Raw genomic sequence first — 22,633 nt, forward strand, 5'->3', positions numbered from 1 at the left:
GAAATAGATCTGCCCCTGTTTTCTCATCACCCGTCGTAAGCCTGTCGCTGTTCATTCAGCCACGACAGGAGTAAATTTGAGTTTGTAAGCTGCGCATGCAGAGCCAGCAACTGGCAGTTCGTATTCAGCTTCTGACCCGAATAAACATGCCGGCTCCACCACCACTGGAGTCATGTCATGAACACACTCTCTCGTTTAACACTCGCTGTTTCTCTGAGCTTTATCCCCCCCGCAATCGCACATCAGGACACCATGAATGATGGTCATGCCCATAGCGCCGGGGATGACGTCGGCACCGTTGATTTTCAGGCCGACTGTGATGACGCTGTACGCGCTGACGTCGATCACGCACTGGGCCTGATACATCACATGATGTACACCCAGGCCCGCGCCGAGTTCGACGCCATTACCCAGGCCGATCCCGGCTGTGCCATGGCCCACTGGGGTGTCGCCATGTCGCTGTTCCAGCCGTTATGGGGCACCACGCCCAGTACTGACGATATCACCCTCGGTCGCCAGGAAATCCAGCTAGCCCGAGACGCTGCCGAAGAAGATCGTGAACGGCTGCTGATAAACGCCACCGCCGCGTTCTTTGAGCCGGATACCGACCAGGTCAACGAGCGGCTGGCCGGCTGGATTGAGGGTATGGAGCAGGCCTATCAAGCCTTTCCGGAAGACGCCAACGTCGCTACCCTTTATGCCTTGTCCCGCCTGACGCTGGCGCGGTCCGCTGAAGACCGCAAGACACTGCACAACGAAGCGGAAAAGGTACTGCGTGCCACCTGGGAGACCGAGCCCACCCATCCCGGGGCCGTGCATTACTCCATACACGCCACGGATGCCGATGGCCGCGCCGGCAACGCCACTGAAATCGTGGATTCCTATGCCGGGATAGCCCCCAGTGTTCCCCATGCCCTGCACATGCCGTCTCACATTTATGTGCGGCTCGGTGACTGGCCCCGGATGATTGAATGGAACAGCCAGTCCGCAGACGTGGCGGTCGATCACCAGGTCGATGGCGCCACATCCTTCCACTACATTCATGCCCTTGATTATCTGGTGTATGGCCACCTCCAGCGGGGTGAAGACAGCGCCGCACACCGTGTCTGGGAGTCGGCCCAGGCCAACGGACCACACCAGGCCAATTTCCCCGGGGCATTCCACCTGGCATCCATCCCCGCACGGCTGGCCGTTGAAGAACACGATTGGGAGGCGGCTGCCACCATTACCCCCCGTGCTGACGACTACATTAGCTGGGACACGTTCCCCTGGCCCGAGGCTCTGAGTTGGTTTGCTCGCGGGCTTGGGGCCGTCCACACCGGTGATCTGGAAACCGCCCGCGAGGCTGAACAGCGCCTGGAGACTCTGGCGGAAGCCGCCCGGTCCGCTCCCGATCCGCGTTTCCCGACCTACATTGAGGTGGACCGGAGGATCCTTGCCGGTTGGATAGCCAAGGCCGAGGGTGAACCCGACCGGGCCATCGAACTGATGCGTTCCGCCGGGGAGCTGGAAGCCACCGTCGAGAAGCATCCGGTCAGTCCCGGAACCCTGCTCCCTCCCTACGAGGCGCTTGGCGATCTGTTACTCGCCCTGGATCGCCCGGCCGAGGCCCTCAAGGCTTATCAGCAGTCGAATCGCACCTGGCCGAACCGGTATAACACCCTGGAAGGAGCAGCCCGTGCGGCTAAATTGGCCGGCGATACCGGAGCCGCCGAGCAGTGGTCCCGTCGACTGCGGGAGATAGCCCCGGAAACAGAGAGGGACTCTGGCGAACAAATACAGGCAACGGCGGGGAGAAGTTAGAAGACTGTGAGGATATTGGCCTGCAATTGATCTGAGCGAAGGGGCGTTTGAATGTCGTTTGTCTTACGGGACTTGTTCGAACGCCCAATCGAGCCAATGAACCTCAACGCCACACCAAGCGAGCAGCGCATCATCGCATTGGCAGCAATGCCTTATCAGGGCATCGACGGTTTCCTGTTGGTAGGGGCGCAGTTTGAAAGGGGCATAAACTTTCATACGAAAGCTGGAGCGTGGTGTCACCCTTCAGCTGGCTTACAGATACCGACCACCAGCCCCAATCACCACCACGATCACTCCAAGAATCAGGTTGGTGCCCACCAGCCTGCGGATCTGCCCTACCTGGCGCCCACCTTCTTGAGGGTCCTGGTTGGCAACGGCCTGCTTAAGCCGCCTGAAGGGGGCAAAATAGACATGGAAATACAGGAGCATCATCACAATTCCCAATCCCTGCATAACGTGAATGTGCCAACCGGCACCCGCCATGCCACCGAATACGTTGAAGATCATCCAGTAACCGCTCACCAGCAACAGGATCACAGCAGCCCACACCCATCGGAAAAATCGGGACAGGGTACGACACCAGAGCTCGCCCCTTTGGGACGCACCGATCACCTCAACCACCGCTGGGCGCATGGCCATATAGGCGAAAAACATGCCGCCAACCCAAATAACGGCAGAGAGAACATGTAATGCAATGGCCAGACTCATAAAGCGACTCCCGGAAAATGTGTGAGCATAAGCCCCAGCCACATCAAAACCAAACCCTTTCAATGGATTGCCTGTCAACCGGCACTTCCGTAATGCGCGGGACTAACACTACATGACCTCTACCTTAACCGGCTGCCTTAAGTGCAACTAATATCACGTAGAAAACCAAAAAAGCTGTGAGGTAGCACCACACAGCTTTCTGTTCTCGATGATTCTTGGCTCGGCTAGCCGACACCAGATTACCGATTGATCCCAACCCGCGTTTTAATCTTGTCCATTCCCCTTGCGCCCCATCAACGCATACAGCGCCACGATACCAGCCGCACCCGCAGCGAACAGATACTCAATATGCAGCCCATCCCCAATCGCCTCATGGCCACCGTGGCCCCAGGCCACACCTGAAGCCAGAACCATAGCGGCAGTCATGGCAATTCGTTTAGTCAGTTTCATATCTACTTTTCCCTAGTTCGTTAATTGTTTGGTGTGCGCTCTCAGGCCGAGGCAGCCACTTTTTCCGGACGGCGTTCCGGCAGCATGCCGCGCTCCAGAATGAAGCTGATGATGGTTTCCAGCCCTACCCCGTCGTACAGGTTGGTGAACACAAAGGGGCGTTCGCCGCGCATTTTCTTGGAGTCCCGCTCCATAACTTCCAGCGAGGCGTGGACCTGTTCGGCGATGTCGATCTTGTTGATGATCAGCAGGTCGGATTTGGTGATGCCGGGGCCGCCTTTGCGGGGGATTTTGTCGCCGGCGGAGACGTCGATGACGTACAGGGTGAGGTCGGACAGTTCCGGGCTGAAGGTGGCGGAGAGGTTGTCGCCGCCGGATTCCACCAGCACCAGTTCCAGGCCCGGGTGACGGGACTGGAGGTCGTCGATGGCCGCCAGGTTCATGGAGGCATCTTCACGAATGGCGGTGTGCGGGCAGCCGCCGGTTTCTACGCCGAGGATGCGATCTGCTGGCAGGGCTTCGTGGCGCAGCAGGAAGTCGGCGTCTTCGCGGGTGTAGATGTCGTTGGTGACCACGGCGATGTTGTAGTGGTCCCGCAGGGCTTTACACAACTGGCGCAGGAGGGCTGTCTTGCCGGAACCGACGGGGCCGCCGACGCCTACTCGCAAACAATGGGTCATAGGTTTTCTCCTCTTTGTTTTCTTACTCCGAGTCAGTCGGTAAGCAGGTAGACCTTTTTGAAAACCGCTTCGAGCACATCCATGTGCGCTTGAGCTGCGCCATCCTTGGCTCCGCACATTTTCAAAAAGGTCTACCTGCTTCCCTCCCCCAACCTCGGGATGATTTCTTAGCTTCTAAAAAGCCTTGAATACTGGGTTTCATGTAAGGCACTGCCGAGGGCGAGCCCGGGCAGTACCGGTCCTAATTCGTCGTCTTGCAGGCCCAGGGCCTTGTCCACTGCGATCACCAGTTTGGGGCGCAGTTGTTCGGTTAATCGCTGGGCCGCTGTGTGGCCCAAAGGCATGGCTTTGCAGGCCACGGCCAGCTGGTTTTCCAGCCAGGCCCAGGCGAAGCCCAGCAGGGTCTGGCGTACGGGTACGCCCCGGCTGTAGGCGGCCCATGCGAACATGGCGGGGTAGCCGGGTTCTGCTGGCAGTGTGGCGCTGCCCTCTTCCGGCTGAGGCAGCAGGTTGAGGCTGCCGAGCAGGCGAACCAATGCGCCACCAAGGCGAATGTCTTCATCGCTCAGTTCAGCGGTTTCCCGGGTGGCGTGGAGCCACTGGTTCCACTGGGCGATGCTTTCGCTGTCGGCTTCGGCCCAGGCTTTCTGTAGCCGGGCCAGCAGGGGCAGTTCGCAGCGGGTCAGGCCGTCTTCCAGTACGCCTTCCAGCCATTCACCCAGCTCTGCTTCGGTGGTTACCCATTGCAGCTCGAAAGCGCTTTCCAGGCCCTGGGACCAGGCGAAGGCGCCGATGGGCAGGGCCGGGCTGACCAGTTGCAGCAGGCCCAGCAGGGCCAGGTCGCCGGAGGCCGGATCAGTGGGTGTGACCATGGTGATGCCCGTGGCTGTGGCTATGACTGTGTCCCTGGCTATGGCCGTGGGAGTGCCCCTGCCCTGCCTGGGCGTAGGCGCCGGGTTCCGGATCAAACTGGGCGGTGTGGTGGGTGAGTTTGGCACCCAGGCGTTCGGCCAGTTCTTCCAGTACGTGGTCCGGCGGGAAGCGCACCCAGCCGCCTTTGTCGTCGTGGCCGATGGCAAGGGTGACGTGGCGGTTGCCCAGGTGATAGCACAGGCGGGCCAGTGGCAGGCCGGCTTCGATGCGAGCGGTCACCACCGGCTCTTCAGCAGCACGGATACGGATGATCTCGCCGGTTTTGGCTTGCAGCAGGTCGCCGTCCCGCAGTACCTGGCCGCGTTCCAGAAACAGGCCCACGTCCAGGTTGGTGACGGTGGTGGCACGCAGCCGGCCCCGGATGCGCAGCTCATAAGGCAAAATCAGGCTGTCGTGGATTTCGCTGCTGTCTACGTCGTTGATGCGTTGTGTCAGTTCCAACATGTTGTCTTTCTCCTTCGTCCTGGCTCAGAACAGATGGTAACGCTGGGCCAGGGGTAGTTCTGTGGCGGGCTCGCAAGTGAGCAGCTCGCCATCGGCGTGTACTTCGTAGGTTTGCGGGTCCACGGTCAGGTGTGGGCACGCGTCGTTCAGTTTCATGTCGCTCTTGCGCACGTCGCGCACGCCTTTGCAAGCGGACAGCGGGCTGTCCAGCCCCAGTTCCTTGCCAATGTCGGCGTCCAATGCAGCCTGGCTGACGAAGGTCAGGCGGGTGGCACTGGCGGCTTTGCCGAAAGCTCCGAACATGGGGCGGTAGTGAACCGGCTGCGGTGTCGGGATGGAGGCGTTCGGGTCACCCATGGGGGCGGCGGCGATCATGCCGCCCTTGATGATGCAGGCGGGCTTCACGCCAAAGAACGCCGGGCTCCACAGGCACAGGTCCGCCAGCTTGCCCACTTCCACCGAACCCACTTCATGGGCCAGGCCGTGGGTGATGGCGGAGTTGATGGTGTACTTGGCGATGTAGCGCTTGGCGCGGAAGTTGTCGGCACCCAGTTCTTGGTCTTCCGGCAGCAGGCCGCGCTGTACTTTCATCTTGTGGGCGGTTTGCCAGGTGCGGCACACCACCTCGCCCACCCGGCCCATGGCCTGGGAGTCGGAAGAGATCATGGAGATCACGCCCATGTCGTGCAGGATGTCCTCAGCGGCAATGGTTTCCCGGCGGATGCGGGAGTCGGCGAAGGCGACGTCTTCCGGGATGTTCGGGTCCAGGTGATGGCACACCATCAGCATATCCAGGTGTTCGTCCACGGTGTTAATGGTGTAGGGCCGTGTCGGGTTGGTAGAGGACGGCAGCACGTAATCCTTGGAGCAGGCGGTGATGATGTCCGGCGCGTGCCCGCCGCCGGCACCTTCGGTGTGGAAGGTGTGGATGCAGCGGCCTTTGAAGGCGGCCAGGGTGTCTTCCACGAAGCCGGATTCGTTCAGGGTGTCGGTGTGGATAGCCACCTGCACATCGTACTGGTCGGCAACGGTCAGGCAATTGTCGATGGCCGCCGGTGTGGTGCCCCAGTCTTCGTGCAGTTTGAGGCCAATGACGCCGGCTTTGATCTGATCTTCCAGCGCGGCTGGCAGTGAGGCGTTGCCCTTACCGAGGAAGCCGATGTTCATGGGCAGTTCGTCCACCGCCTGCAGCATTTTGCCAATGTGCCAGGCACCCGGGGTACAGGTGGTGGCGTTGGTGCCGGTGGCCGGGCCGGTGCCGCCGCCGAGCATGGTGGTGATGCCGCTCATCAGGGCTTCTTCCACCTGCTGGGGGCAGATGAAGTGGATATGGGGGTCGATGCCGCCGGCGGTGAGGATTTTGCCTTCACCGGCGATGATTTCGGTGCCCGGGCCGATGACGATCTGGACGTCTGGCTGGGTGTCCGGGTTGCCGGCTTTGCCGATGGCGGCGATGCGGCCTTTCTGAATGCCCACGTCGGCTTTGACGATGCCCCACCAGTCGAGGATGAGGGCGTTGGTAATGACGGTGTCCATCACGGTGTCGTCGTTGCGCTGGCTCTGGCCCATGCCATCGCGGATGACTTTGCCGCCGCCGAATTTCACTTCGTCGCCGTAGTGGGTGAAGTCTTTTTCGACTTCGATCCACAGTTCGGTGTCGCCCAGGCGCACCCGGTCGCCCACGGTGGGGCCGTACATGTCGGCGTAGGCTTGTCTGCTGATTTTCATGCTATCCCTCGTTTTCCTTTTGGGAGCAAGAGCCAGTGGGACCGGCATTCCGAAACACGCTCAAGCACATCCATGTGGCGCTTGGGCTTCGCCATCCATGGCTCAGCACAGTTTCGGAAGACCACTCCCACTCGCTCCCCAAATTCCGATTTAGCTGTCCAGTTTCCCCATCACTTCGCCGCGGAAGCCGTAGATTTCCCGGCCACCGGCGAAAGGAATCAGGGTGACTTCGCGAGTCTGACCGGGTTCGAAGCGAATGGCCGTACCGGCTGCGATATCGAGTCGCAGTCCACGTGCCTTGTCACGGTCAAAGTCGAGCGCCGGATTGGCTTCGGCAAAGTGGTAGTGAGAGCCGATCTGCACGGGGCGGTCGCCGGTGTTGGCCACCTCGATGGTGGTACGTTCGCGGCCGGCGCAGAGTTCGATGTCGCCGTCCTGGATCTGGTATTCGCCGGGAATCATCTCAGCCACTCCTCAAACTATGGGGTTATGAACCGTCACGAGTTTCGTGCCATCGGGGAACGTCGCTTCCACCTGCACTTCGTGGATCATGTCGGCAACGCCGTCCATGACGTCATCCCGGGTGAGGATTTCGGTGCCGGAGCTCATCAGTTCGGCCACGGAGCGGCCTTCGCGGGCACCTTCCATGATTTCGGCGCTGATCAGGGCGATGGCTTCCGGGTAGTTCAGCTTCAGGCCTTTGGCCTTGCGGCGTTCAGCGAGCAGTGCTGCGGTGAACAGCAGCAGCTTGTCTTTGTCTCTGGGCGTTAATTCCATTGCGCGACTCCGATGTTTGTTCTTTTAAAATGCGAATAACTCAAAGGATCGGGAGAAGTGGGCAGGGACGTCCATTCGGGACCATCGGCAGCATGGATGCTGCCGCTGAGCTTACATGGACGTATTCACAGCGTGTCCCGGAGGGACGTACCTGCCCGCTTCCCACTCCCAAATTCACGTCAGCCATATTCTTGGTATGTGTGCCTGCAGCCCGGTCAGGCGCGGGCGCAGGATTTCCCAGGCCTGCTGACACAGGGCCCAGGCTTCGTTTCGTTCGTTGCCGAGGTAGCGCAACAGCACCACGCCACGGCGCCGGGTGATTGCCCAGCGATGGTTCTCGGGCAATGCCTCGCGCACCGCTTCGATGGCTTCGACTTCGTCTTCCAGCCCTACGGCCCAAAGCGTGGCCTGAACGGTGGCACCGCCCTGCCCCCATTTGCCGGCAAAGCGCGGGTGGTTGGGGTCCAGGGGTTGTCGTTCGAGCCACAGGGGCTGGCCGTTCATGGTCAGGCGGAACTGCTGTTCCAGATGGCCGGACACAAACGGCAACCGGCTGGCCGGGCGGCCCAGGGCGAGGATTTCCCAGCCCAGTGTGCGGGCGCCGGTTTCCAACTCGATGGTGGTGCTTTGCTCGCCCCGGGAACCGTCGAAGGCCAGGGTTTCCTGGGGCAGGTATTCGAGAATGGCGTCTTTGCTCACGGTTAACTTGGTGTGCTGGCCCCAGGCCACACCGTGGCTGTCGGCCTTGTAGAGCTTGGCGGCAGCAGGGGTGGTCAACAGGGCATGGGCGCCCTCGCCTACCTCGGCCTCGATACGAAGCACATCGCCACTCACCAGCCCACCCGGCGGGTGCAGCAGGTACACGTGGCAACAGCCTTCCGGGCCTTCCGGGTAGAAAGGCCGCTGAACCCGCAACGGCCCATGATGGTGCCGGCGGGTCAGGCGGGTAACCTGTCGCTCGCCCTCGTTCCGGGCAATAAAGCCCAGGGACAGAGACGCGGCCCACTGCCGGTCCGTGTCGAAGCGGTGGCCGGAGTCGTTCGCGGCCTCTTGGTTAACGATGGGTTGAAAAGCCGTCATACCGTCAGGTGCTTCTTGATCAATTCATCGGACAATTCTGCAATTTCACCTTCGGCCACCGGGCGTCCGCGATCGAGAATGGCGAAGCGGTCGGCGTACTTGCGGGCAAACGGCAGTTTCTGTTCCACCAGCAGCACGGTCAGGCCATCTTCTTCGATCAGTTTGCGGATGACCTCGCCGATCTGGGCCACGATGTTGGGCTGAATGCCTTCACCGGGTTCATCCAGAATCAGCAGGCGGGGCTCAATCACCAGGGCGCGGCCAATGGCCAGTTGCTGTTGCTGCCCGCCGGACAGGTCGCCGCCGCGGCGGTTTTTCATTTCCTTGAGCACCGGGAAGAGTTCGTACACCCGCTCCGGGATTTTCCTGCTGCCGTCGGCGCGAACGGCCAGCCCGGTGCGCAGATTTTCTTCCACGGTCAGCAGGGGGAATATCTGCCGGCCCTGAGGTACGTAACCGATGCCCAGACGCGGGCGGTCTTCCATCTTGCGAGTGGTGAGTTCCACATCCCGGGCAAACTCGATGGAGCCGCTTTTCGGGGTTTCCTCGCCCATGATGCACTTCATCAGGGTGGTCTTGCCCACGCCATTGCGGCCCATCACGCAGGTGCACTTGCCCTGGGGCACATCCAGGTGCAGATCCCACAGGGTGTGGCTCTCGCCATAGAAATGGTTCAGCTGGTCAATCTTCAGCATCAGGCGTCCTCCCCCAGATACACTTTGACAACTTCCGGGTCATTGGAGACCTGATCCATTGAGCCCTCCGCCAGCACACTGCCCTGATGCAACACCGTCACCTTGCGGGCGATGGAGCGAACGAAGCCCATATCGTGCTCGACCACCACCACAGACTGCTTGCCCGCGAGGCTGGTCAGCAGCTCGGCGGTGCGTTCCATTTCCTGTTCGGTCATACCCGCCACCGGCTCATCCACCAGCAACAGTCGGGGCTTCTGCATCAACAGCATACCGATTTCCAGCCACTGTTTCTGACCGTGGGAGAGAATGCCGGCTTCCCGGTCCTTCAGACGCTTGAGGCCGATCAGAGTCAGCACCTCGTCGATCCGGTCGAGATCTTCCCCGGCGAGTCTGGAAGTGAGCGTCGGCAACACTCGCTTGTCGGTGGCCATAGCCAGCTCGAGGTTTTCGAACACCGTCAGGGCTTCAAACACGGTGGGCTTCTGGAATTTCCGGCCGATGCCGAGACTGGCGATGTCCGGCTCGTTCATGGTCAGCAAATTGTGGCGGCTGCCGAACCACACCGAACCGGTGTCGGGGCGGGTTTTGCCGGTGATGATATCCATCATGGTGGTTTTGCCCGCGCCGTTGGGGCCGATGATGCAGCGCAGTTCGCCATCGTCGATGGTCAGGTTCAGGTTGTTGATGGCCTTGAAGCCATCGAAGCTGACGCTGACGTCCTCGAGATACAGAATGGAGCCGTGGCGCACATCCACCGGTGACTCGACGGGTGCCAGAAATTCAAACACCCGGTCCCGGTTGGTCAATTCCTGAAACATGCTCATGCGGCCACCTCCTGTGCATCGGTCAGGTCGTCATCCGACGCCCGGGCTTTCTTGCGTTTGCTGAGCAGGCCGGCAATGCCTTTGGGCAGGAACACGGTGACGATCACGAACAGCCCGCCCAGGGCGAACAGCCAGGCGTCGGGCATGACGCCGGTGAATACCGTCTTGGCGTAGTTCACCAGCAGCGCGCCAATGACCGCACCATACAGTGTAGCCCGGCCACCCAAGGCAACCCACACCACGATCTCGATGGAGAACAGCGGCGAGAATTCACTCGGGTTAATGATGCCGACCTGCGGCACGTAGAGCGCACCAGCAACACCCGCCAGCATGGCGGAGATGACGAACACAAACAACTGTACCCGTTCCACACGGTAACCGAGGAAGCGGGTTCTGGCTTCGGCATCGCGGCAGGCAACACTGACCCGCCCCAGCTTGCTGGTAACGATGCCGCGACAGATCACGTAGCCGATGGCCAGTGCGATCCCGCTGGCAATGAACAGGCCCAATCGGGTGGCATTGGTGCGCAGATCAAACCCAAGGATGTCCTTGAAGTCGGTCAGGCCGTTGTTGCCGCCAAAGCCCATCTCATTGCGGAAGAACGCCAGCATCAGCGCGAAGGTCAGCGCCTGGGTGATGATGGAGAGGTACACGCCGGTCACCCGGGACCGGAATGCCAGGAAGCCGAACACCAGCGCCAGCAGGCCCGGCGCGAGCAGCACCATGATGAAGGCGAACCAGGCCATGTCGAAGCCGAGCCAGTACCAGGGCAGCTCCTGCCAGTTCAGGAACACCATGAAGTCCGGCAGGATCGGGTCACCATACACGCCCCGATCGCCAATCTGGCGCATCAGGTACATCCCCATGGCGTAGCCGCCGAGGGCAAAGAAGGCACCGTGGCCAAGGCTGAGAATGCCCAGATAGCCCCAGACCAGATCCACCGCCACCGCCAGCAGCGCGTAGCACAGATATTTGCCGAGCAGCGTCACGGTGTAGGAGCTGACGTACAGGGCGCTGTCCTTGGGCATGGTGAGGTGCAGCACCGTCACCACTGCCAGCGCAGTGAATAGCACGCCCAGAAAGATTTGCGTGGAGCGTTCCTGAAAAGGTCTAGTCAACCACATACCTCAACCCTCCGCCGCACGGCCCTTCTGGGGAAAGAGTCCCCGGGGGCGTTTCTGAATGAACAGGATGATCAGGACCAGCACCATGATCTTGGCCAGCACGGCGCCCGCCCAGGGTTCCAGTAACTGGTTAATGGTGCCGAGTGAGAGCCCCGCCAGCAGCGTGCCCCAGAGATTGCCGACGCCGCCGAACACCACCACCATGAACGAGTCGATGATGTAGCTCTGGCCCAGATTCGGGCCCACGTTGGTAATCTGAGACAGGGCCACGCCCGCCAGCCCGGCCACGCCGGAACCCAGGCCGAAGGTAAGGATGTCCACGCGGGTGGCGCGGATGCCCATGGAGCGTGCCATGGCCCGGTTCTGGGTGACGGCCCGGACTTCCAGGCCCAGGCGGGTCTTGCGCATGATCAGCATCAGCCCGGCAAACACCACCAGAGCGAAACCGATGACGTACATGCGGTTCAGGGTCAGGGACAGGGCTTCGTTGATCATCACCGAGCCACTCATCCAGTCCGGGGTGACCACGGTGCGGTTGAGCGGGGAAATCACAGTGCGGACCAGCTGCTGCAGGATCAGGCTGATGCCAAAGGTCGCCAGCAGGGTTTCCAGTGGCCGGCCTTTCAGGTGCTGAATGACGGAGCGCTCAATGGCGATGCCCGCCAGAGCGGCGACCAGAAAGCCCGCCGGAATCGAGAGAATCAGCGCCAGGCCCGGTTGGCCCGGCAGCAATTGCTGCATGCCCCAGGTGGTGTAGGCCCCCAGCATGATAAGTTCGCCGTGGGCCATGTTAATAACGCCCATCACGCCGAAGGTGATCGCCAGGCCGATAGCGGCCAGCACCAGCACCGAACCCAGTGACAGGCCAAAATACAGGGTCTCCGCGGCGCGGTTCATTTTCAGTTTCTGTTCGATGCTTTTCATGGCGGCTTTCGCCGCTGCGGCGAGCTGTGGATCATCGCTGCGCATGGCCTGCTGAAGCGCCGCGCGGGCTTCGGAGTTGAGGCTGCCAGACAAGGTGGCGACGGCGGCCACATCGCCCAGTTCTTCCACCTGGTAAATGGCCAGGGCCTCTGCCAGCGCTGCCTGAACCGATCCGCTGTCTTCAGCTTCGATCAGCTCGGGCAGTCGCTCGGCCAGAGTTTCGTCCACGCTGCCTTTCAGGGCGCGGGCAGCAGAGAGGCGCTTGGCCTTGTCGGGGCTTTTAAGGTCAATGACTGAAAGGATGCCTTCCAGCTCATTACGCAGTGAGTTGTTGACCCGAATGGTGTCGATGTCCCGGCGGGACATTTCACCCAGATTCTCGCCGGTCAGGGCGCTGGCGACGGTCCAGTTCCGACCCCGGTTCTTGAGCACGACGATGAATTCACCACTTGCGTCGATGCGGCCCAGCTTGTTGGCCGCAAAGGCCTCCAGCCAGCCTCGGGCGCGTTCATCACCACTGCCCGCGATTTGATTGATTACGTCTTTCTTGGCAGCGAAGGAGGATTCCGCCAGTTGCGTCAGCAGTTGCTGGGCCTCCGAGTCATCCACTTGCGCGGAAACGAGACCGGGGCAAAGTAAAAACCAGACAAGCAGAAGCTGACTGAGCCATCGCATGATGCCCATGGGTTGCGTCCTGTCCATGAAGGTTGGAGGGGCTGAGCGGCGAACGGGGCCGACGCCCCGTTCGCGGTCAGGTCAGATCTTAGTTAGAGGCAACGTCGGCCTTACCACCACAGGTGCCGGTAACCACGTTGAAGTTTCCGCACTTGAGCGGCTTGCGCCAGTCGCTGATGAGGTCCTTGGAGTCTGGCAGGAAGTCAGACCAGGCATCGCCGGCAACGGTGGACGGAGTTTCCCAGACCACGGAGAACTGACCGTTATCCTGGATCTCACCAATCAGCACCGGCTTGGTGATGTGGTGGTTCGGCATCATGGTGGCGTAACCACCGGTCAGGTTCGGTACGGCAACACCGATGATGGCGTCTTTAACCGCGTCGACATCGGCAGTGCCCGCTTTCTTGACGGCTTCGATGTACATGTTGAAACCGATGTAATGCGCTTCCATCGGGTCATTGGTGACGGCATCTTCCTTGCCGGTGTAATCAACCCAGGCATCGATGAATTCATAGTTGGCGTCGCTGTCGACACTCATGAAGTAGTTCCAGGCCGCCAGGTGACCAACCAGAGGACCGGTATCGATACCAGACAGCTCCTGCTCACCTACGGAGAAGGCAACCACCGGGATGTCGGCGGCGTCGATACCCTGGTTACCCAGTTCGCGGTAGAAAGGTACGTTGGCGTCACCGTTAATGGTGGACACCACGGCGGTCTTCTTGCCCGCGCTACCGAACTTCTTGATATCGGAAACGATGGACTGCCAGTTGGAGTGACCGAACGGGGTGTAGTTGATCATGATGTCATCGGCGGCCACACCCTTGTCCTTGAGGTAGGTCTCAAGGATCTTGTTGGTGGTGCGCGGGTAAACGTAGTCGGTGCCCGCCAGAACCCAGCGCTCAACACCAATGTCGTTCATCAGGTAGTCCACCGCAGGAATGGCCTGCTGGTTGGGCGCCGCGCCGGTGTAGAACACATTTTCAGAGGACTCTTCACCCTCGTACTGGACCGGGTAGAACAGCAGGCCGTTGAGTTCTTCAACGACGGGCAGAACCGATTTACGGGAGACCGATGTCCAGTTACCGAAGATCACGTCCACTTCTTCTTTTTCCAGAAGCTCACGGGCTTTTTCCGCGAACAGCGGCCAGTTTGAAGCCGGGTCAACAACGACTGGCTCCAGCTGACGGCCCAGCACACCACCAGCCTCGTTCTGCTTTTCGATCAGCATCAGCATGGTGTCCTTCAGGGTGGACTCACTGATGGCCATGGTGCCGGACAGGGAATGCAGAATACCTACCTTGATCGGATCTTCAGCAGCTACAGAATGCATGGACACTGACAGCGCCAGTGCCGAGAGACCTAGTTTCACGTGTTTTTTGATGTTCATTGTGCGTCGTCCTTCCTGTGGTTGTCGTGAGATTGTTCGTTCTTCTTTAACGCCCTCACGCATCTGCATTAGCTGTTCCATCTCCCATCTTTACTCCAACAGTTCAATAACTTAACTGGTATACAAGGCAAGGACCGGCGATCTTTTCAACAGCGCTTGCTCCGGTAACGCACCAAAAGCGGAAGAAAAACACGCGACGTGCGTCTAACTGGTGCACTCGCCAGGACACTGCGGCACCAGAAAAACCCTAAACCAATGAAATATATACACATTCAATTTATTTTACGGCTGGCACGGGCCTTGCGGAGCCGGGGTATAAGAGCCTGACCGGCTCACCACCACCTTCCGCCACGGAGAAACCGTGCAATGCCCAAGGATACTGGCGCCAGAAAAGGCAGTATGGCGGAGCATGTCTACGAAGGCGTAAAAGCCGACCTGTTCAGTTTTCGGCTGATGCCGGGTGACCGATTCAGTGAAGGTGAAATTGGCAGCCGATTGCGTGCCAGCCGCACTCCCGTTCGTGAAGCACTGTACCGTTTGCAGCAGGAGGGCTATGTTGAGGTGCTCTTTCGCAGTGGCTGGCGGGTAAAACCCTTGGACCCGAAACAACTGGACGATCTTTTCGAGCTGCGCCTGACCATTGAGCTGGCGGCGGTCGACAAACTCTGTTCCAGCCCCGAAACAAACCTCCAGTTGCGGGCCCTGCTCCGGCTCCAGTCACCTCCCTCCGTGTCAGGCCGGGGTATAACGGGCCCCGACAGGCCGCCGGAAGCCTGCTTTCACCATGCGCTGGTCAGGGCCGCCGGTAACCAGGAGATGGTTCGAATCCACCGGGAAGTGTCTGAAAGGCTGCGCCTGGCTCTGGCTCTGGGCCTGCACAAGCGCGGCAAAGCCGGCAAACCGGCCACCCACGGCGAGATTCTGTCGGCGCTGCTGGTGCGCAATATAACCCGGGCCAAATCGTTACTGACCGACCACATTCGCAACGCGCAACAGGTGGTCAGCGAGATCACGCGGGAAGACGGCGGCCATTCGCTTACAGAGCCTGCGACCACAACCGAATCGCGCTACAGGGCGCACAAATACTGAACTAAGGTTCACTTTCTGTGCTCTAGATCACCTACATCATCGTGGGATATATCGCACACCCCCCAAAGCGGATATCCGATTCTTCCAGTGCCCGCCAGGACTAGAATGGAGAGTGTCAGGGATGACAGGCCAGCAAGGAACGTTGGCTCACGGATGAGAGTTCCAGGCACTGGAGCCGCCCCACGGATTGGGGTTACAGGGAAGACAACAGGGATGACGTGCTCAGGATGAGCGCACGCCTGAAGGATCAGGCAGGGGTCAGCCACGGGCGCAGGATCACACGGATGGTGATCCTGCCCGTGCACCGTCCCCACCCATCGCTTTCCCTTCACCTCCCCCCTTTGGAACACCAAACCACTGAGTTACTCAACCAGCAGCCGAGTTGATCGACCGGCCGTGCCTCCTGACGCTTTCATTAACTTAAAACGATGACAGGAACGCCCGATAATGAACCGAACACCCATTCTTGCCACTCTGGTACTGCTGTTTAGTCTGCTGACCTCGTTCGCCCACGCCAACCCGGCCGCTATCAACATCAATACCGCCGACGTTGCGACCCTGGCGGAGCTGACCGGCATCGGCCCCAGCAAGGCCGAAGCCATTGTGGCCTACCGTGAAGCCAACGGCCCATTCGGCACCCCGCAAGAGCTGACCAAGGTCAAGGGCATTGGTGAGCGCACGGTTGAAAAGAACGCGGAACGGATCACCGTAGAGTAATCCCGCTCCGGGGGCAGCACCGCACCCGGCTGCCCTTTCCGCTCATCCCCGCCGCGCAAACGTCGACCTCGTCCATTTACCAGTCCCTAAACAAAAGTCGTCTGGCAACACGCTGTTTGCCCTCCTATCATTGAGCAACACTCTCAATGACTTAAGCGTTTGAGCCATGGCCGATCCCATCAAGGTTTACCCGTCCAAGCCGGACAAAGTCTACTTCTTCGGAACCTGCCTCATTGACATGTTCTATCCGGACGCTGGCATGGCCGGCATCCAGCTGCTGGAACGCGAAGGTATCGAGGTGATCTTCCCCCAGGATCAGACCTGCTGTGGCCAGCCCGCGTTCACCTCCGGCTATCATGACGAGGCCCGAAGCGTGGCCCGCGCTCAACTGGATCTGTTTCCTGAAGACTGGCCGATTGTTGTGCCATCAGGGTCCTGCGGCGGCATGATGCGCAAGCACTACCCGGACCTGTTCAAGGATACTGCAGACGAGGTCAAAGCCGCGGGCGTCGCCGGGCGGGTGTGGGAGCTGACCGATTTCCTGCTGAACGTCTGTCACATCAAGCTCGACGACCTCGGAGAGCCGACCACCGTGGCCATGCACACCTCCTGCTCGGCCCGTCGCGAAATGGGCGTTGCGGAGGTAGGCCCGAAGCTGCTGGGGCAACTGAACAACGTGACGCTGGTGGAGCAGGCACGAGCCGAAGAGTGCTGCGGCTTTGGCGGCACCTTCGCGGTGCGCCATCCGGAGATTTCCGGTGCCATGGTGGAAGAGAAGGTCGAAACCCTGGTGGATACCGGCGCTCGTGCTTTTGTCACCACCGACTGCGGCTGCCTGATGAACATCAACGGGTTCGCAGAGAAAAACCGACACCCCATAGCGGGCAGGCACATCCTCAGTTTCCTCTGGGAGCGCACGAACGACGATAAAGGAGATGGGCAATGAGCGCGACCACCCCCCATCCGCACATTGATGTCAAAGAGTTCCACCCCCGGGCCCACGAAGCGCTGCACAACCCGCAAATTCGCCAGAACTTCCGCAAGGCGATGGACGGGCTGATGTCCAAACGCAAAGCGGCGTTTGAAGGCTGGGACCTGGAAACCCTGCGGGAACTGGGCGCCAACGTTCGCCTGCGGGCACTGGCCAACCTGCCCGACCTGCTGGAACAGCTGGAACAGAAACTGACGGAGAATGGCATCAAGGTGCACTGGGCGCTTGATGGCGACGAGGCTTGCCGGATTGTCCGCGATATCTGTGTCGCCCGAGAAGCCAAGAGCGTCATCAAGGGCAAATCCATGGTGTCGGAGGAAATGGAGCTCAACCACTTCCTTGAGGGTGAGGGAATTGAAGCGCTCGAGTCGGATCTGGGGGAATACATTGTTCAGCTCGCCAACGAGACGCCCTCCCACATCATCATGCCGGCCATCCACAAGAACACCGGCGAAATCTCCGAACTGATGCACGAAAAAACCGGCACCGACCTGTCCCACGACGTCGAGTACCTGACGGCCGCCGCCCGCCAGCAGCTGCGGGAAAAATTCATGAACGCCGACGTGGGCGTGTCGGGCGTGAACTTTGCGGTGGCGGAAACCGGCACCCTGTGCCTGGTGGAAAACGAGGGCAACGGACGGATGACCACCACCGTGCCGCCCTGCCACATCGCAGTCACCGGCATCGAGAAAGTCGTACCCAATCTGGCGGACGTGTCCGCCCTGCTCGCGCTGCTGACCCGGTCGGCCACCGGGCAACACATCACCACCTACTTCAACATGATTTCCAGTCCGCGCAAGGCCGACGAACTCGATGGCCCCGAAGAGGTGCACCTGGTGCTGGTGGATAACGGGCGTTCCGTCATCTACCAGGATGACGAACTGCTCGATACCCTGCGCTGCATTCGCTGCGGGGCGTGCATGAACCACTGCCCGGTGTATACCCGGGTTGGCGGCCACACCTACGGCACCACCTATCCGGGTCCTATCGGCAAGATCCTGATGCCGCACCTGATCGGGCTGGACGAAGGCCGGCATCTGCCCAGTGCATCCAGCCTGTGTGGTGCCTGTGGCGAAGTCTGCCCGGTGAAAATTCCAATCCCCGATTTGCTGGTGCGCCTGCGCCGGGAATCCGTGGATGGTGACAAGTTGCACCCCGCCAAGGTTCGCGGGCACGGGGCCAAGCGAACACCGCTGGAGGCCGCCATCTGGAAATTCTGGAGCTGGATGCACAGCCGCCCGGGCATCTACCGGACCGGAACCCGGTTTGCGTCCCGGTTCCGCAAACTGCAGCCGGCACGTGCCGGTGCCTGGACGGATTTCCGGACAGCGCCCAAACTGGCCGGCAAAACCCTTCATCAACAGCTCAGGGAGCGCGGCAAGTGAGTGCCCGAGACATCATCCTGCAACGCCTGAGAAACCGCACCGGTGGCGATCTGGTAGCGCCCGCCAGCGACTTTTCCGTGCTTGAGCGGCCCGACTGGAGCACCGAGGAACGCATCGAGCGGTTCGAGAAGATCATTGAATCGGTGCACGGTGAAGTCCACCGATGCACCCGGGATAACTGGATTGACCACGTCGCCGAGGTGTTGTCGGCACGCAAAGCGCGCAATCTGCTGATTCCCAGCCAGCACCAGATTGGCCAGGACCTGCGCGCGCACGCAGAGCGGGACGATCTGCCGAATCTGCTGATCTACGATGAGCCCATTGAAAGCTGGCAGCCGGCCCTGTTCAACGATGTCGACGCTGGCATCACCTCCACCCGGGGCGGCATTGCCGAGACCGGCTCGCTGATCCTGTGGCCAACGGCGGACGAGCCCCGGCTGATGAGTCTGGTGCCGCCGATCCACATTGCGGTGCTGGAGGCCAGCCAAATCTATACAACGCTGTATGAAGCCCTTGATGCCCAGAACTGGAAAGCGGGCATGCCGACCAACGCTCTGCTAATATCCGGCCCGTCTAAAACGGCGGACATCGAGCAGACGCTCGCTTACGGTGTTCACGGCCCCAAAGAGCTGATTGTGTTGATTATCGAATGATTCAAGGCGCCCTGCTGATTGCCCTGGCAGCCCTGCTCTGGGCAACCACCGGCATCGTCGCGAAATTCCTGTTTACCGGTACCGAGCTGCAACCCATCACCCTGGGTTTTCTGCGCCTTGTGGTTGCGCTGCCGTTTTTCTGGCTGTTGATGCGGCGCGAGCGTGAGCGCCTATCCGCCGACGCCGGTACATCCCGTGGCCGGATGACGTTCAAAGCCCTGGTACCACTGGCCGCCCTCGGCTTGTTCCAGGCCATCTATCAAAGCAGTTATCTGCTCGCCGTTGACCTTACTGGCGCCGGGATTGCCACGCTGATCGCCCTGTGCCTGCCACCGGTGCTGGTCGCCATGTTGGCCGCCCCGCTGCTGGGCGAGAAACCCGGATTGCTGACCATTCTGGCCCTGATGGCCGCGATTGCCGGTACCGCCATGCTGGTACTCAGTGACATGGAAACAACCGGCTCCTTGCGCCTGATGGGCCTTCTGATGGCGCTTCTGGCGGCAGCGGTGTATACCGGATTTACCCTGACCAGCCGCTACAGCGCCGCTGGCACACCGGCGTTCACAACCGCTTTTTTCTGTTTTGGCACCGCCGCACTGATCCTTTTACCAGTGGTGTCTGTCACCGGGGGCTTCGATGGCCTGGAGACACTGACACTTCGCCACTGGCTGATGGTGGGCTACATCGGTATCGTGCCGACCTGCATCGGCTACGTGAGTTTCTTTTCCGGCATGAGAACAACGCCGGCCACGCTTTCGAGCATCATTGTCACGCTGGAACCGCTGTTCGTGGCGCTGCTGGCCTGGGTTTTCCTCGGGGAAGTACTGGGGCCCACCGGTCTGGCTGGTGCCCTTATTCTGACGGTGGCAGTGATTGTCGCGTCACGATGGGGAGGCAACCCCGGCACCCGTAAAGTGGCCGATACCGGGGTACAGTCACCGGAGGCTTAGCTACCCCGGCTCTGCTTCTGCAACATGTTCGGCTGGAGAATTTCGATCCAGTAGCCGTCCGGATCCTTGATGAACGCCAGCCCTTTCATTTTGCCGTCGTCCGGCTTTTTCACGAACTCGACACCCAGCTCTTCAAACCGTTCACTGGCCGCGTAGACATCGGGTACCGCGATACCGATGTGACCAAAGCCCTGCGGCTCCTCGTTGCCGTTGTGGTAACCGAAATCGTTGTCGTCCTCGGTGCCCCAGTTATGGGTCAGCTCCAGCATGGCTTCGCGGCCGAAGGTGTAGGTGGTTCGGTAGTCATCGTCCGTCGGCACCTGCGCGGCCTGTCGGTCATCCAGGTAACCCAGGAAGTAAAGAGAGAACTTCATCTCGGGGAAGTCGAGCTTGCGAACCAGGCGCATGCCCAGAACCCGCGTGTAGAAATCCATCGAGCGCTCGGGGTCTTTGATGCGCATCATGGTCTGGTTAAATACGTAGCCTTCCGTCTCGGGAACGGGTTCGTCGTGTAGCCCCGGGGCTTGCTCGAAATGCTTGGGCATGGCGTTTTCCCTCTCGAATGAACTTGAGCTGTTATACCTGTGTACGCAGACCACCGATTTCAAGGGCAAAAAAAAGACCCCACGGCCAGAACGGCACCGCTGGGGTCGGAGAGCCGGCTGTTACCCCGGCGGCTTCAGAGACGCTCTTCTGAAGTCTGGAAAGAGGGTGGCAGGGTTCAGGACGCCAGCTGATGCTCCTCGCCACGGTAGTAGGCTTCTACCCGGGGATTCATGATGCGCTTCCACAGCGGTGGGATCATGGCCACCACGATCATGGCGGCGTAGCCGGCAGGCAGCTGCGGCGCGATGTCGTGATGGCGCAGGACCTGATAACGACGCTTGGCGAAGGCATGGTGATCGCTGTGGCGCTGCAGGTGGAACAGGAACACGTTGGTCAGAAAGTAGTTGCTGTTCCAGCTGTGCTCGGGCGTGGTGCGCTCGTAGCGGCCGTTGTCCAGCTTGCGGCGGTGCAGGCCGTAGTGCTCCAGGTAGTTGACGATCTCCAGCAGGGTGAAGGCAATGAAGCTCTGCCCCAGGAAGAAAACCGCCCCCAGCCAGCCAAAGGCCAGGGTAAACGCCACGGTGGCCAGCACACTGATGCCGTACCACCAGATCAGTTCGTTGCGCCAGGAAAGCACTTTGTGACCCTTACGCGTCAGCCGTTCTGCCTCCAGTTTCCAGGCGTTCAGAAAGTTGCGGACATAGGCCCGGGGCAGAAAGTCATACAGCGACTGGTTGTAGCGTGAAGACGAGGCGTCCTCGGGCGTAGACACGTGCACATGGTGACCCCGGACGTGTTCCACCTTGAAGCCACCGTAACAGACCAGCGACAACAGCAAGCCCCCCATGCGACTTTCCAGCTTGCTGTCCTTGTGGATCAGCTCGTGGGCCACGTTGATACCCAATCCGCCGACAATCCCGATGGACAACACCCAGCCAACGCCACCTGCCAGGCTGAAGGTGCCGGAGGCCAGCACCAGCATGCTCCACACCAGTAACACCGCAAACGCCACAACCCACCCCAGAGTAACCAGCCGATAGAACCGCTCGTTGTTCATGGACGGGACATCGAGTTCTTCATCCGGGTTCAGGGAATCCTTGCCGAGGAGCATATCCAGCACCGGGATGATGCCGAACACGACAACAGGCACCCCCCAGGAAACCAATTGACGAGATCCGTTGCCTGGCCCGCAGCCAGTAACAGCGGCGGCAAGACCAGCGGAACCATGGCAATCAGGTAACTGAACTTCTTCAGGGTCAGCAGAACCTTCCGGCGGGCAGCTTCGGGACTGGCGGATAGGTGTCGGGTACTCATTACGCTCTCTCCTTGGCAACACGAACGGCGATGCACTCACCGCCTCTGTCTTTACTGAATTATTGTCCTACAATATAGCAGTCGTCAACCAGGCTGGTCAGGTTTTCCGTTTTTTTGAGAACCCGCCTGCAATCCATGCACTGAGGATTGCCCGTGCAGAGGCTGTGATACACTCGGGCGCATATCCTCAGACGCCGCCTACCCCTGCCTGGCAGTGTGGTTGGCGGGTTACACCTGATCAGAGAAGGTCTATGGATTTTCAGGTTCCCAACACCCTGGCAGAGCAGATTGCCAACTATCTGGCTGAACGGATCATGACCGGGCAAATCCGGCCCGGTGAGCGCATTCAGGAGGCGACGCTGGCCGCGAAGCTTAATGTCAGCCGGGCATCGGTCAAGAAGCGCTGTACACCCTCGAACGCTGGCATCTGGTAGACATCACACCACGAAAAGGTGCCTCGGCTACGCGCCTGGACGCCGAGCACGCGGCAGAGCTTTACGATGTGTATATGCATTTGCTGATGATGCTGGCTGCCCGGCTTTGCGAACGCTGGCAGGAAGCCGACAAGGCGCTTCTGGTCAATGCCGTGGAAACGGCGCTGGTGAAAATCCGCCAGCCCGACATCCAGACCACCGAAGTCGTCGAAGCCAGCTTCAGCGTGATGGAAGCCTGTTGCGAGTTGGTCAACAACCCCTACCTCACCGAAGCCCTCTCGAACTTCAAACCGGCTGTGAGCCGGGCCTATTTCCTTGGCGC

The 22,633-nt window shown here is 60.3% G+C and carries 23 protein-coding genes and 2 pseudogenes; 9 read left to right on the forward strand and 16 right to left on the reverse strand.

Going from position 1 to position 22,633, the window contains the following annotated elements; all coding sequences use genetic code 11:
- The first annotated feature begins 252 nt into the window (after positions 1-252).
- A complete protein-coding gene (locus LPB19_RS16935) occupies positions 253-1,803 on the forward strand; it encodes a hypothetical protein (protein ID WP_206644049.1) in 1,551 nt (516 codons plus the stop codon).
- Positions 1,804-2,055: 252 nt separating this feature from the next.
- Here LPB19_RS16935 and LPB19_RS16940 read toward each other — a convergent pair whose 3' ends face one another.
- The 14 genes from LPB19_RS16940 to urtA form a co-directional block, all read right to left on the reverse strand.
- Positions 2,056-2,511: a CopD family protein gene (locus LPB19_RS16940; RefSeq protein WP_206644050.1), complete on the reverse strand. Its 456-nt coding sequence runs from the start codon at positions 2,509-2,511 to the stop codon at positions 2,056-2,058.
- Between the two features lie 264 nt (positions 2,512-2,775).
- Entirely contained in the window at positions 2,776-2,961 is a 186-nt protein-coding gene (locus LPB19_RS16945) for a hypothetical protein (protein ID WP_206644051.1), read from the reverse strand.
- 41 nt (positions 2,962-3,002) lie between these two features.
- On the reverse strand, positions 3,003-3,641 hold the full coding sequence (ureG, locus tag LPB19_RS16950) for an urease accessory protein UreG (RefSeq protein ID WP_206644052.1): 639 nt from the start codon (positions 3,639-3,641) through the stop codon (positions 3,003-3,005).
- A gap of 167 nt (positions 3,642-3,808) precedes the next feature.
- Positions 3,809-4,513, reverse strand: a complete 705-nt coding sequence (locus LPB19_RS16955) for an urease accessory protein UreF (protein ID WP_206644053.1) — start codon at positions 4,511-4,513, stop codon at positions 3,809-3,811.
- The gene (gene ureE, locus LPB19_RS16960; protein ID WP_206644054.1) at positions 4,497-5,018 is read right to left on the reverse strand and encodes an urease accessory protein UreE; all 522 of its coding nucleotides are present in this window, start codon (positions 5,016-5,018) and stop codon (positions 4,497-4,499) included. Before ureE ends, LPB19_RS16955 begins: the two co-directional genes overlap by 17 nt.
- Before the next feature lie 24 nt (positions 5,019-5,042).
- Positions 5,043-6,746, reverse strand: a complete 1,704-nt coding sequence (ureC, locus tag LPB19_RS16965) for an urease subunit alpha (RefSeq protein WP_206644055.1) — start codon at positions 6,744-6,746, stop codon at positions 5,043-5,045.
- Between the two features lie 150 nt (positions 6,747-6,896).
- A complete protein-coding gene (locus tag LPB19_RS16970; RefSeq protein ID WP_206644056.1) occupies positions 6,897-7,208 on the reverse strand; it encodes an urease subunit beta in 312 nt (103 codons plus the stop codon).
- 12 nt (positions 7,209-7,220) lie between these two features.
- The gene (ureA, locus tag LPB19_RS16975; RefSeq protein ID WP_206644057.1) at positions 7,221-7,523 is read right to left on the reverse strand and encodes an urease subunit gamma; all 303 of its coding nucleotides are present in this window, start codon (positions 7,521-7,523) and stop codon (positions 7,221-7,223) included.
- 174 nt (positions 7,524-7,697) lie between these two features.
- Positions 7,698-8,603 (reverse strand): urease accessory protein UreD, encoded by a 906-nt coding sequence (locus LPB19_RS16980; protein ID WP_206644058.1) that lies wholly within the window; start codon positions 8,601-8,603, stop codon positions 7,698-7,700.
- Positions 8,600-9,298: an urea ABC transporter ATP-binding subunit UrtE gene (gene urtE / locus LPB19_RS16985; protein WP_206644059.1), complete on the reverse strand. Its 699-nt coding sequence runs from the start codon at positions 9,296-9,298 to the stop codon at positions 8,600-8,602. The genes LPB19_RS16980 and urtE overlap by 4 nt, the downstream gene beginning before the upstream one ends.
- On the reverse strand, positions 9,298-10,122 hold the full coding sequence (gene urtD / locus LPB19_RS16990; protein ID WP_206644060.1) for an urea ABC transporter ATP-binding protein UrtD: 825 nt from the start codon (positions 10,120-10,122) through the stop codon (positions 9,298-9,300). The genes urtE and urtD overlap by 1 nt, the downstream gene beginning before the upstream one ends.
- Positions 10,119-11,246, reverse strand: a complete 1,128-nt coding sequence (gene urtC, locus LPB19_RS16995) for an urea ABC transporter permease subunit UrtC (protein WP_206644061.1) — start codon at positions 11,244-11,246, stop codon at positions 10,119-10,121. Before urtC ends, urtD begins: the two co-directional genes overlap by 4 nt.
- A gap of 3 nt (positions 11,247-11,249) precedes the next feature.
- Entirely contained in the window at positions 11,250-12,854 is a 1,605-nt protein-coding gene (urtB, locus tag LPB19_RS17000) for an urea ABC transporter permease subunit UrtB (RefSeq protein ID WP_206644062.1), read from the reverse strand.
- A 79-nt stretch (positions 12,855-12,933) separates the two neighbouring features.
- Positions 12,934-14,232: an urea ABC transporter substrate-binding protein gene (urtA, locus tag LPB19_RS17005; protein ID WP_206644063.1), complete on the reverse strand. Its 1,299-nt coding sequence runs from the start codon at positions 14,230-14,232 to the stop codon at positions 12,934-12,936.
- 366 nt (positions 14,233-14,598) lie between these two features.
- Between urtA and LPB19_RS17010 the strand changes: the two genes are divergently transcribed.
- The 6 genes from LPB19_RS17010 to LPB19_RS17035 all read left to right on the forward strand — a co-directional run bounded on the left by LPB19_RS17010 (position 14,599) and on the right by LPB19_RS17035 (position 20,017).
- Entirely contained in the window at positions 14,599-15,321 is a 723-nt protein-coding gene (locus LPB19_RS17010; protein ID WP_206644064.1) for a GntR family transcriptional regulator, read from the forward strand.
- A gap of 447 nt (positions 15,322-15,768) precedes the next feature.
- The gene (locus LPB19_RS17015) at positions 15,769-16,038 is read left to right on the forward strand and encodes a ComEA family DNA-binding protein (protein ID WP_206644065.1); all 270 of its coding nucleotides are present in this window, start codon (positions 15,769-15,771) and stop codon (positions 16,036-16,038) included.
- 166 nt (positions 16,039-16,204) lie between these two features.
- Positions 16,205-16,984 (forward strand): (Fe-S)-binding protein, encoded by a 780-nt coding sequence (locus LPB19_RS17020; protein WP_206644066.1) that lies wholly within the window; start codon positions 16,205-16,207, stop codon positions 16,982-16,984.
- Positions 16,981-18,414, forward strand: a complete 1,434-nt coding sequence (locus LPB19_RS17025) for a LutB/LldF family L-lactate oxidation iron-sulfur protein (protein ID WP_206644067.1) — start codon at positions 16,981-16,983, stop codon at positions 18,412-18,414. The genes LPB19_RS17020 and LPB19_RS17025 overlap by 4 nt, the downstream gene beginning before the upstream one ends.
- Positions 18,411-19,067: a LutC/YkgG family protein gene (locus LPB19_RS17030; protein WP_206644068.1), complete on the forward strand. Its 657-nt coding sequence runs from the start codon at positions 18,411-18,413 to the stop codon at positions 19,065-19,067. The genes LPB19_RS17025 and LPB19_RS17030 overlap by 4 nt, the downstream gene beginning before the upstream one ends.
- Positions 19,064-20,017, forward strand: a complete 954-nt coding sequence (locus LPB19_RS17035) for a DMT family transporter (protein WP_206644069.1) — start codon at positions 19,064-19,066, stop codon at positions 20,015-20,017. The genes LPB19_RS17030 and LPB19_RS17035 overlap by 4 nt, the downstream gene beginning before the upstream one ends.
- Here the strand turns inward: LPB19_RS17035 and gloA are convergent.
- Together gloA and LPB19_RS17045 are read right to left on the reverse strand one after the other, a co-directional pair.
- The gene (gene gloA / locus LPB19_RS17040; RefSeq protein WP_206644070.1) at positions 20,014-20,562 is read right to left on the reverse strand and encodes a lactoylglutathione lyase; all 549 of its coding nucleotides are present in this window, start codon (positions 20,560-20,562) and stop codon (positions 20,014-20,016) included. The genes LPB19_RS17035 and gloA overlap by 4 nt on opposite strands.
- Before the next feature lie 176 nt (positions 20,563-20,738).
- Positions 20,739-21,877: pseudogene (locus LPB19_RS17045) on the reverse strand (alkane 1-monooxygenase).
- A 251-nt stretch (positions 21,878-22,128) separates the two neighbouring features.
- Between LPB19_RS17045 and LPB19_RS17140 the strand changes: the two are divergent.
- Complete coding sequence (locus tag LPB19_RS17140) at positions 22,129-22,311, forward strand: GntR family transcriptional regulator (protein ID WP_228289154.1); 183 nt, start codon at positions 22,129-22,131, stop codon at positions 22,309-22,311.
- Between the two features lie 89 nt (positions 22,312-22,400).
- Positions 22,401-22,559: pseudogene (locus LPB19_RS17145) on the forward strand (GntR family transcriptional regulator); the annotation flags it as partial.
- Between the last annotated feature and the right edge of the window lie 74 nt (positions 22,560-22,633).

Source organism: Marinobacter salinisoli (assembly GCF_017301335.1).
GTDB classification, from domain to species: domain Bacteria; phylum Pseudomonadota; class Gammaproteobacteria; order Pseudomonadales; family Oleiphilaceae; genus Marinobacter; species Marinobacter salinisoli.

Coding starts and splice junctions, on each gene's coding strand:
- urtC (WP_206644061.1), bottom strand. CDS start 11,246: ATGTGGTTGACTAGACCTTTTCAGGAACGCTCCACGCAAATCTTTCTG.
- LPB19_RS17035 (WP_206644069.1), top strand. CDS start 19,064: ATGATTCAAGGCGCCCTGCTGATTGCCCTGGCAGCCCTGCTCTGGGCA.
- LPB19_RS16955 (WP_206644053.1), bottom strand. CDS start 4,513: ATGGTCACACCCACTGATCCGGCCTCCGGCGACCTGGCCCTGCTGGGC.
- ureE (WP_206644054.1), bottom strand. CDS start 5,018: ATGTTGGAACTGACACAACGCATCAACGACGTAGACAGCAGCGAAATC.
- LPB19_RS17025 (WP_206644067.1), top strand. CDS start 16,981: ATGAGCGCGACCACCCCCCATCCGCACATTGATGTCAAAGAGTTCCAC.
- ureC (WP_206644055.1), bottom strand. CDS start 6,746: ATGAAAATCAGCAGACAAGCCTACGCCGACATGTACGGCCCCACCGTG.
- LPB19_RS17015 (WP_206644065.1), top strand. CDS start 15,769: ATGAACCGAACACCCATTCTTGCCACTCTGGTACTGCTGTTTAGTCTG.
- urtA (WP_206644063.1), bottom strand. CDS start 14,232: ATGAACATCAAAAAACACGTGAAACTAGGTCTCTCGGCACTGGCGCTG.
- urtD (WP_206644060.1), bottom strand. CDS start 10,122: ATGAGCATGTTTCAGGAATTGACCAACCGGGACCGGGTGTTTGAATTT.
- LPB19_RS16935 (WP_206644049.1), top strand. CDS start 253: ATGAATGATGGTCATGCCCATAGCGCCGGGGATGACGTCGGCACCGTT.
- gloA (WP_206644070.1), bottom strand. CDS start 20,562: ATGCCCAAGCATTTCGAGCAAGCCCCGGGGCTACACGACGAACCCGTT.
- ureA (WP_206644057.1), bottom strand. CDS start 7,523: ATGGAATTAACGCCCAGAGACAAAGACAAGCTGCTGCTGTTCACCGCA.
- ureG (WP_206644052.1), bottom strand. CDS start 3,641: ATGACCCATTGTTTGCGAGTAGGCGTCGGCGGCCCCGTCGGTTCCGGC.
- LPB19_RS16970 (WP_206644056.1), bottom strand. CDS start 7,208: ATGATTCCCGGCGAATACCAGATCCAGGACGGCGACATCGAACTCTGC.
- urtB (WP_206644062.1), bottom strand. CDS start 12,854: ATGGGCATCATGCGATGGCTCAGTCAGCTTCTGCTTGTCTGGTTTTTA.
- LPB19_RS17010 (WP_206644064.1), top strand. CDS start 14,599: ATGCCCAAGGATACTGGCGCCAGAAAAGGCAGTATGGCGGAGCATGTC.
- LPB19_RS16945 (WP_206644051.1), bottom strand. CDS start 2,961: ATGAAACTGACTAAACGAATTGCCATGACTGCCGCTATGGTTCTGGCT.
- LPB19_RS16980 (WP_206644058.1), bottom strand. CDS start 8,603: ATGACGGCTTTTCAACCCATCGTTAACCAAGAGGCCGCGAACGACTCC.
- LPB19_RS17020 (WP_206644066.1), top strand. CDS start 16,205: ATGGCCGATCCCATCAAGGTTTACCCGTCCAAGCCGGACAAAGTCTAC.
- urtE (WP_206644059.1), bottom strand. CDS start 9,298: ATGCTGAAGATTGACCAGCTGAACCATTTCTATGGCGAGAGCCACACC.
- LPB19_RS16940 (WP_206644050.1), bottom strand. CDS start 2,511: ATGAGTCTGGCCATTGCATTACATGTTCTCTCTGCCGTTATTTGGGTT.
- LPB19_RS17140 (WP_228289154.1), top strand. CDS start 22,129: ATGGATTTTCAGGTTCCCAACACCCTGGCAGAGCAGATTGCCAACTAT.